The 8,477-nt window shown below is 35.8% G+C and carries 7 protein-coding genes, 1 tRNA gene and 1 other RNA gene; all 9 read left to right on the top strand.

Annotation, left to right across the window (positions count from 1 at the left end):
• The first annotated feature begins 10 nt into the window (after window positions 1–10).
• Window positions 11–103, top strand: a tRNA-Ser gene (locus AST02_RS06860).
• Between the two features lie 242 nt (window positions 104–345).
• The gene (treP, locus tag AST02_RS06865; protein WP_069816772.1) at window positions 346–1,773 is read left to right on the top strand and encodes a PTS system trehalose-specific EIIBC component; all 1,428 of its coding nucleotides are present in this window, start codon (window positions 346–348) and stop codon (window positions 1,771–1,773) included.
• A gap of 90 nt (window positions 1,774–1,863) precedes the next feature.
• Complete coding sequence (gene treC / locus AST02_RS06870; protein ID WP_069816774.1) at window positions 1,864–3,498, top strand: alpha,alpha-phosphotrehalase; 1,635 nt, start codon at window positions 1,864–1,866, stop codon at window positions 3,496–3,498.
• Between the two features lie 28 nt (window positions 3,499–3,526).
• On the top strand, window positions 3,527–4,252 hold the full coding sequence (gene treR, locus AST02_RS06875; protein WP_069816776.1) for a trehalose operon repressor: 726 nt from the start codon (window positions 3,527–3,529) through the stop codon (window positions 4,250–4,252).
• Window positions 4,253–4,361: 109 nt separating this feature from the next.
• Window positions 4,362–4,631: signal recognition particle sRNA large type (gene ffs / locus AST02_RS06880), an RNA gene on the top strand.
• Window positions 4,632–4,822: 191 nt separating this feature from the next.
• Window positions 4,823–5,353 (top strand): GNAT family N-acetyltransferase, encoded by a 531-nt coding sequence (locus tag AST02_RS06885; RefSeq protein ID WP_069816778.1) that lies wholly within the window; start codon window positions 4,823–4,825, stop codon window positions 5,351–5,353.
• A gap of 59 nt (window positions 5,354–5,412) precedes the next feature.
• Entirely contained in the window at window positions 5,413–7,131 is a 1,719-nt protein-coding gene (gene dnaX / locus AST02_RS06890; RefSeq protein ID WP_069816780.1) for a DNA polymerase III subunit gamma/tau, read from the top strand.
• Between the two features lie 86 nt (window positions 7,132–7,217).
• The gene (locus AST02_RS06895) at window positions 7,218–7,535 is read left to right on the top strand and encodes a YbaB/EbfC family nucleoid-associated protein (RefSeq protein WP_069816781.1); all 318 of its coding nucleotides are present in this window, start codon (window positions 7,218–7,220) and stop codon (window positions 7,533–7,535) included.
• Window positions 7,536–7,539: 4 nt separating this feature from the next.
• Window positions 7,540–8,136 (top strand): recombination mediator RecR, encoded by a 597-nt coding sequence (recR, locus tag AST02_RS06900; RefSeq protein WP_002505985.1) that lies wholly within the window; start codon window positions 7,540–7,542, stop codon window positions 8,134–8,136.
• Window positions 8,137–8,477: the final 341 nt, after the last annotated feature.

Below are 8,477 nucleotides of genomic sequence, written 5' to 3' on the forward strand. Positions count from 1 at the left end.
GTATTTATTTGGAGGAATACCCAAGCCCGGCTGAAGGGATCGGTCTTGAAAACCGACAGGGGCTTAACGGCCCGCGGGGGTTCGAATCCCTCTTCCTCCGCCATAATATTATAAAACTAAGACTAATAAATAGAGTAGGCAAGTAATCAATCATGTATTGAGTGCTTGTCTTTTTTATTTGCCGTTTTTAAGTTGTTTTGCATTAATTAAATGAATCTATTGAAAATATTATACAAAAACATGAAAATAACATTATTTTTTTAAATTAACATGAAAGCCTTTACAAAACTTGTCTATACAAGTTATACTTTCAGTGATGTTAAAAGAAAAAGGGAGTGAATCATCATGGCAGTTAAAAAGAAAGATGTGCAAGATATAGTCGAAGCTATTGGGGGCAAAGACAACTTGGACACAGCAACGCACTGTGTAACACGTTTGCGACTTGTCTTGAAAGATGATGATAAAGTAGATAAGGATCGATTGGGGGATAACGATTTAGTAAAAGGACAATTCAAAGCTGATAATCAGTATCAAATTGTCATTGGTCCAGGTACAGTCGATGAAGTTTACAAACAATTCATTGAAGAAACAGGTGTAGGTGAAGCGTCAAAAGACGACGCGAAAGCTGCAGCGGCTAAAAAGGGTAATCCGGTTCAAAGATTGATTAAATTGTTGGGAGACATATTTATTCCAATCTTACCGGCAATTGTTACTGCTGGTTTACTTATGGGGATTAATAATTTACTTACGATGGAAGGGCTATTTGGCCCTAAACCGTTAGTAGAACAATTTCCTCAACTTGGAGATATCTCTAATATTATCAATGTAATTGCAAGTACAGCATTCATATTCTTACCAGCATTAATCGGTTGGAGTAGTATGCGTGTGTTTGGTGGGAGTCAAATACTTGGTCTAGTGCTAGGTTTAATTCTAATGAATCCACAACTAGCTTCACAATACGATATTGCTAGTGGTAATATTCCTACTTGGGATATTTTCGGTTTAGAAATTAAACAATTGAACTATGAAGGACAAGTATTGCCGATTTTACTTGCTGCGTATGTATTAGCTCAAATCGAGAAATTCTTAAATAAATATATTCATGATTCAATTAAAATGTTAGTTGTAGGGCCTGTGGCACTACTAATTACAGGTTTCTTAGCATTTATAGTTATTGGACCGGTTGCATTATGGCTTGGTACAGGAATTACAGAAGGCGTGACATTTGTCTTTGAACATGCTGGCTGGTTAGGTGGCGCACTTTATGGTTTGTTCTATGCACCACTCGTTATTACAGGTTTGCATCACATGTTCTTAGCGGTAGATTTCCAATTAATGGGAAGTAGCCTTGGCGGCACATACCTATGGCCGATTCTTGCAATCTCAAACATTTGTCAAGGTTCAGCAGCATTTGGCGCATGGTTTGTCTATAGAAGACGTAAAATGGGCAAAGAACAGGGTCTTGCTATGACTTCAGGTATTTCAGGTTTCTTAGGTGTAACAGAACCAGCATTATTCGGGGTAAACTTACCACTAAAATACCCATTTATAGCAGCAATTTCAACATCTTGTGTGATAGGTGGTATTATAGGTGCAAGTCGTGTGCTTGGTAGTGTAGGCGTAGGCGGCGTGCCAGCTATTATTTCTATCCAAAAGGATTTCTGGTTAATTTATGCTATTTGTACCCTTTTAGCAATTGTCGTACCAGCAATTTTAACTGTTGTTCTATCAAGATTTAGTAAAGAAGAAACAAAAGAAATGGTTGAAAAATAATTCAAGTTATATAGATAAGTACAATTAAACTCGCTAAAATTGATTAGCGAGTTTCTTTTTAAAATAGTAAAAGAAAAGGCGGTAATTGTTATGGCACATAATGATTGGAGAAAATCAGTTGTTTATCAAATTTATCCAAAATCATTTAATGATACAACAGGCAGTGGAGAAGGTGATTTACAAGGTATTATTGAAAAACTAGATTATTTACAATATCTAGGTGTGGATTACATTTGGTTAACGCCAGTATATGAATCACCAATGAACGATAACGGCTATGATATTAGTAACTATTACAAAATCAATGAAAAATTTGGAACAATAGAAGATCTTGAAACATTAGTAAGTGAAGCACATAAGCGTGATTTAAAAGTTATGATGGATATTGTAATTAATCATACCTCTACAAAACATGAATGGTTTAAGCAAGCGTATGCAGATAAAGAAAGTGCCTATAGGGATTATTACTTCTTTAGACGATCAGCAGATAATCAACCACCAACAAACTGGGAGTCAAAATTTGGCGGCAATGCGTGGAAATACGATGAAAAAATAGAAGAATATTATTTGCACCTATTCGACGTTACACAAGCTGATTTAAATTGGGATAATCCTGAGGTGCGAGACGCTTTATATGACATTGTTAACCACTGGATTAGTTTTGGTGTAGATGGCTTTAGATTTGATGTGCTTAATTTGATTTCTAAAGGTGAGTTTAAAGACTCTGAAAAAATCGGTAAAGAGTTTTATACAGATGGACCACGCGTACATGAATACGTACATGAAATGAATCGTCGTACGTTTGGAGACAAAGATATAATGACAGTTGGTGAAATGTCCTCAACTACAATAGATCATTGTATTAAATATACGAATACTAAGCGCCAAGAATTAAGTAGTGTCTTTAATTTCCATCATTTAAAAGTAGACTATGCTGATGGTGAAAAATGGACGAATGCTAAATTAGATTTCCATAAATTAAAAGATATACTTATGGAATGGCAACTCGGTATTTATGAAGGTGGCGGTTGGAACGCAATATTTTGGTGTAACCATGACCAGCCTCGTGTCGTTTCGCGTTTTGGTGATGACTCGTCTGAACCAATGCGTAAACAAAGTGCTAAGATGTTAGCTACTGTACTGCATATGTTACAAGGCACGCCTTACATTTTCCAAGGTGAAGAAATCGGTATGACAAATCCGGGTTTTGAAACAATTGACCAGTATCGTGATGTTGAATCATTAAATGCTTATCAAAATATGAAAGGTGCAGGTTATAAAGAAGAAGAAATCATTACGATATTAGGACAAAAATCTCGCGACACTTCAAGAACACCAGTTCAATGGACTGATACAGAGCATGCGGGCTTTACTACAGGCACACCATGGATTGATATTCCAAATAATTTTGATAAAATCAATGTTGAAGCGGCGATTAAAGATGAAGCATCTATATTGCACACTTATAGACATTTGATTCACTTACGTCATGAACACGATATTATTACGTATGGGAGTATAGAACCTTTATATATGGAGCATAATGAGTTATTTGTTTATAAACGTCATTATAATGATGAAACGTGGCTTGTTATTGCAAATTTTTCAAATGAACAAGTAGCGATTCCAGAAGATTTAGCTATTGAGGGAGAAATTATTATCCAACAGGGTGAAGCAACAAATGAATTAATTGATGGATTTGGCGCAATAGTAATTGCACAATAATTTAGAAAAGGGCAGTGAGTGAGCGCGCATGACACAGAAAAAATTTATTACGATATATGAAACAATACGTACAGACATCATAGAGTCACGCATATCGTATGGCACTCAATTGCCATCAGAGCATGAGTTAGTAGAAGCCTATAGTGCCTCTCGTGAAACAGTACGTAAAGCACTGAACTTATTAGTGAGAGACGGTATGATTCAAAAGATTCGCGGTAAAGGTTCGGTTGTAATCTATCAAGGCTTAACAGAGTTTCCTTTTGCAGATTTAACCAGCTTCAGAGAAGTTCAACAAGGATTAGGGCTGCGACATGAAACTGACGTCAAAGTGTTTGAAAAGATAACTGCAGGTGAAGTTCCGAAAGTACAAAAGGCATTGAATGTTCGCCACGGAACAGTATTGTGGCATGTTGTTCGAATTAGGAAAATAGAAAATAGAGTAAAGATTATAGATGAAGACTATTTAATAGAAGCAATTGTTCCGAACCTTACTACGGAGATTGCAAAAGCATCACTATATGAGTATATAGAAGATGTATTAGGTTTAGAAATTAGTTACTCTAATAAGTCGATTACTTTTGAGGCCTTCGGAGAAATAGAACGAGAAATATTTGGCGATGTAGTTCCGCCATATACAGCAACAGTTCGAGGCATTGTACATTTGAAAGATACTACAATATTCCAATATAATGTTTCGAAACACTTAGCCACAGAGTTTAAATTCAATGATTTTTCTAGACGCCATAAAAGGTGAAATACTTTATCGTAAAAATGACTATAATGTGAATTATATAATGAAGATATAGTATCTAGGATAGGTTATACTTGCAATCAGTTGTTAAATTATAGTATGATATATTTTGCCGTGCTAAGTGGGGAGGTAGCGGTTCCCTGTACTCGAAATCCGCTTTACGCGAGACTGAATTCCTTTGCTAAGGGTGTGTTTTTGTGAAGTCTGCCCAAAGCACGTAGTGTTTGAAGATCTCGGTCCTATGCAATATGAACCCACGAACCATGTCAGGTCCTGACGGAAGCAGCATTAAGTGGATTATCGTATGTGCCGTAGGGTTGCCGAGATTTAGCTAACGACTTTGGTTACGTTTGTGATACACATTCGAAGTGAAGGTGCACGGTTTTAAATTTTTAAATAATGAAATAAACTTATATAAATACTGAGCGACGTATCTTTTGATAGCAGTCGCTCTTTTTTTATATTAAAATATAAGGAATACTTTGATAGGATATTGGTATCGTTTAATACTTGTCACAAAGCCGATGTTGTTAAGTCAAAGGTTGAAATTTAAACGTCATAAGGGGGATGTCGATGCAAATATACTTAAGTACTTTAACTGAAAATGATTATGATACAAGTTTGGAAACAATAAAATCTGCGTTTGAAGATGTCGCTGAGTCACAGCATGATGAGCAAGCGTTAGTTGTGAAATTGAGAGAAACTTTAGAATATAACTATGAACTAGAAGTTGTCGCGAAAAATGATGATGGTGAAGTGATTGGTCATATTATGTTATCAGAAATCCAAATCCTTAATGAAGAAACAAGTTTTACTGCATTAGCATTAGCGCCACTATCTGTTTTACCAGCATATAGAAACATGGGGTTGGGAAAAGCACTCGTGCAAGCAGCAGAAGAGCGAGCAAAAGCGCAAGGTTATACTACCATTATTGTTTTAGGAGCTTCGGGATATTATGGCAAATTAGGTTATGAAGAAGCGGAGCAATACAATATATATAGTCCATTTGATTTACCTTCAAAAAATTTTATGGTCAAATTCCTTTGGGAACAACTAACAGAGCAACCTAATGGCAAAGTGGTTTATCCAGAATCTTTTAATTGATATTCAAAGTATAAAGTACAATGCTATAATAGTTGATGAATGCTATTGGAGGTGCGAAAGTGAATTATCAAGCTTTATATAGAATGTTCCGACCGCAAAGCTTTGAAGATGTTGTGGGTCAGGAGCATGTAACTAAGACACTACGTAATGCGATTGCTAAAAGTAAACAATCCCATGCTTATATATTTAGCGGACCTAGAGGGACAGGTAAAACGAGTATTGCTAAAGTGTTCGCAAAAGCCATAAACTGTCTTGAACGTACCGATGGTGAACCTTGTAATGAATGTGCAATATGTAAGGGTATCACGCGAGGAACGAATTCAGACGTCATTGAAATTGATGCTGCAAGTAATAACGGTGTAGATGAGATAAGAAATATTAGAGATAAAGTTAAATATGCACCTAGTGAATCGAAATTCAAAGTATATATTATAGATGAGGTACACATGCTAACAACAGGTGCTTTTAACGCGTTACTTAAAACGTTAGAAGAGCCACCAGCACATGCAATATTTATATTAGCGACGACAGAACCTCACAAAATACCTCCGACAATTATTTCAAGATCACAAAGGTTTGATTTTAAAGCAATTAGTGAAGATGAAATTGTTGAACGCTTAAAGTTTGTAGCGGACTCACAAGAAATAGAATACGATACAGCCGCGTTAGAATTTATTGCGAAGGCATCAGAAGGTGGTATGCGTGATGCGTTAAGTATTATGGATCAAGCCATTGCTTTTGGAGATGAGCATCTCACGTTACAAGATGCGCTGAACGTAACCGGTAGTGTAGATGCCAGTGCTTTAAATGAATTGCTTAAAGAAGTAGTTCAAGGTGATGTAAAAAGCGCTTTTTCAACTTATCATCAATTCATATCACAAGGTAAAGAAGTCAATCGTTTGATTAACGATATGATTTACTTTGTGAGAGATACGATTATGAATAAGACTTCTAATGTAGAAACTGAATATGATGCATTAATGCATTTTGATTTAGATGTTCTTTACAAAATGATTGATATCATCAATGATACACTCGTTTCGATTCGATTCAGTGTAAACCAAAGTGTTCATTTCGAAGTATTGCTAGTTAAAATCGCTGAAATGATAAAAGAAAAACCCGAGAGTGTTCAAACTGTAGCGACTACAGGTATTGCAACTGAACCTAATAATGATGTGCTGTTGCAAAGAATGGAACAGTTAGAAAGTGAATTGAAGACAATAAAAGCGCAAGGTGTGACGACTAGCAACACGCCTCAACAGACTAAACGAACTACCAACAAAGGTGGACAGTCTAAGAATGCTTTTTCTATGCAACAAATTGCTAAAGTATTAGACAAAGCCAATAAAGATGATATTAAGCAATTGAAAGACCATTGGGAAGAGGTTATTAATCATGCGAAAGGCAATGATATGAAATCATTAGTGAGCCTCTTGCAAAATTCTGAACCTGTTGCTGCAAGTGAAACGCATGTTCTGATTAAGTTTGAAGAAGAAATACACTGCGAAATTGTTAATAAAGATGATGAAAAACGGGAAAATATTGAGAATGTTGTTTGTAAAATCATCGATAAAACAGTCAAAGTTGTAGGTGTACCTGCCGATCAATGGATGAGAGTTAGAACAGAGTATCTACAAAATAGAAAGAGTAGTACCACAACAGAAGGTGAAAGTGATAACCAAGCTTCTACTCCAGAAGTAGCGGAAGAAGTTGACGTTGTTCAAAAAGCTAAAGATTTATTTGGTGAGAGTACTGTAAATGTAATAGATGAAGAGTGATACATGACAATGAATAAAAAGGCATGTATAATGAGACGAAAGAATAACCATAAAAATGATATAGAAGATTCAAGGAGGAAAAATTTATGCGCGGTGGCGGAAATATGCAACAGATGATGAAACAAATGCAAAAAATGCAAAAGAAAATGGGCGAAGAGCAAGAGAAATTAAAAGAGGAGAAAGTCCAAGGTACAGCTGGCGGTGGCATGGTAACTGTAACAGTATCAGGCCATAAAGAAGTACTAGATGTAGAAATAAAAGAAGAAGCGGTAGATCCAGACGACGTTGAAATGTTACAAGACTTAGTGATTGCTGCAACGAATGAAGCAATGAATAAAGCTGATGAACTTACACAAGAACGCTTAGGCAAGCACACTCAAGGCTTAAACATTCCTGGAATGTGATCATATGCACTATCCTGAACCGATTTCAAAACTTATTGACAGTTTCATGAAACTGCCAGGCATTGGGCCGAAGACCGCTCAACGTCTGGCGTTTCATGTATTAGATATGAAAGAAGACGATGTTGTCCAATTTGCCAAATCTTTAGTGGATGTTAAACGAGAACTTACCTATTGTAGTGAATGCGGACATATAACTGAACAAGATCCATGTTACATTTGCCAAGATAAACAGAGAGATCGCACAATTATTTGTGTAGTTGAAGATGATAAAGATGTCATTGCTATGGAGAAGATGCGTGAATATAAAGGTTTATATCACGTCTTACATGGCTCTATTTCTCCAATGGATGGTATTGGACCAGAGGATATTAATATACCGAGTTTAATTAATCGTTTGAAAGATGAAGAAGTTAAAGAGCTTATCTTAGCGATGAACCCAAACCTAGAAGGTGAATCTACAGCGATGTATATCTCGAGGTTAGTAAAACCAATTGGTGTTACTGTAACGAGATTAGCTCAAGGTCTTTCTGTAGGTGGCGATTTAGAATACGCTGATGAAGTTACATTGTCGAAAGCGATTATGGGCCGAACAGAGATGTAGTACGCTATTAAACATATATATATGAACGATTAAAGCTACCTATATAGGTAGCTTTAATTATTTGTAAATAAAATTAAAAAGATGTAAAAGAATTTAAAGTACGCGTAATAAGCGTTTTTCAAGTGTTTATAGGTAGTTTTTAGATGCTTATTATCTACAAAGCGAACTTTAAATAAGAAGGAGATATTAAAGTATGTTTATTGGCGTTCGAAGGCTGTTATGAGCGGGTTAAAGTGTAAATTTTATAGTTGTTAAAAGGTTTTGATGCGTGTATAGTATTACTAGTAGAGCGAAACAACAAGTCAAACACAACAAACACAAAAAAGAAATACGAAACACAA

The organism is Staphylococcus equorum (assembly GCF_001747895.1).
Lineage (GTDB): Bacteria > Bacillota > Bacilli > Staphylococcales > Staphylococcaceae > Staphylococcus > Staphylococcus equorum_A.

Bases quoted from the DNA above. Each gene is read 5' to 3' on its own strand.
- treP (WP_069816772.1), top strand. From the start codon at position 346: ATGGCAGTTAAAAAGAAAGATGTGCAAGATATAGTCGAAGCTATTGGG.
- treC (WP_069816774.1), top strand. From the start codon at position 1,864: ATGGCACATAATGATTGGAGAAAATCAGTTGTTTATCAAATTTATCCA.
- AST02_RS06885 (WP_069816778.1), top strand. From the start codon at position 4,823: ATGCAAATATACTTAAGTACTTTAACTGAAAATGATTATGATACAAGT.
- recR (WP_002505985.1), top strand. From the start codon at position 7,540: ATGCACTATCCTGAACCGATTTCAAAACTTATTGACAGTTTCATGAAA.
- treR (WP_069816776.1), top strand. From the start codon at position 3,527: ATGACACAGAAAAAATTTATTACGATATATGAAACAATACGTACAGAC.
- AST02_RS06895 (WP_069816781.1), top strand. From the start codon at position 7,218: ATGCGCGGTGGCGGAAATATGCAACAGATGATGAAACAAATGCAAAAA.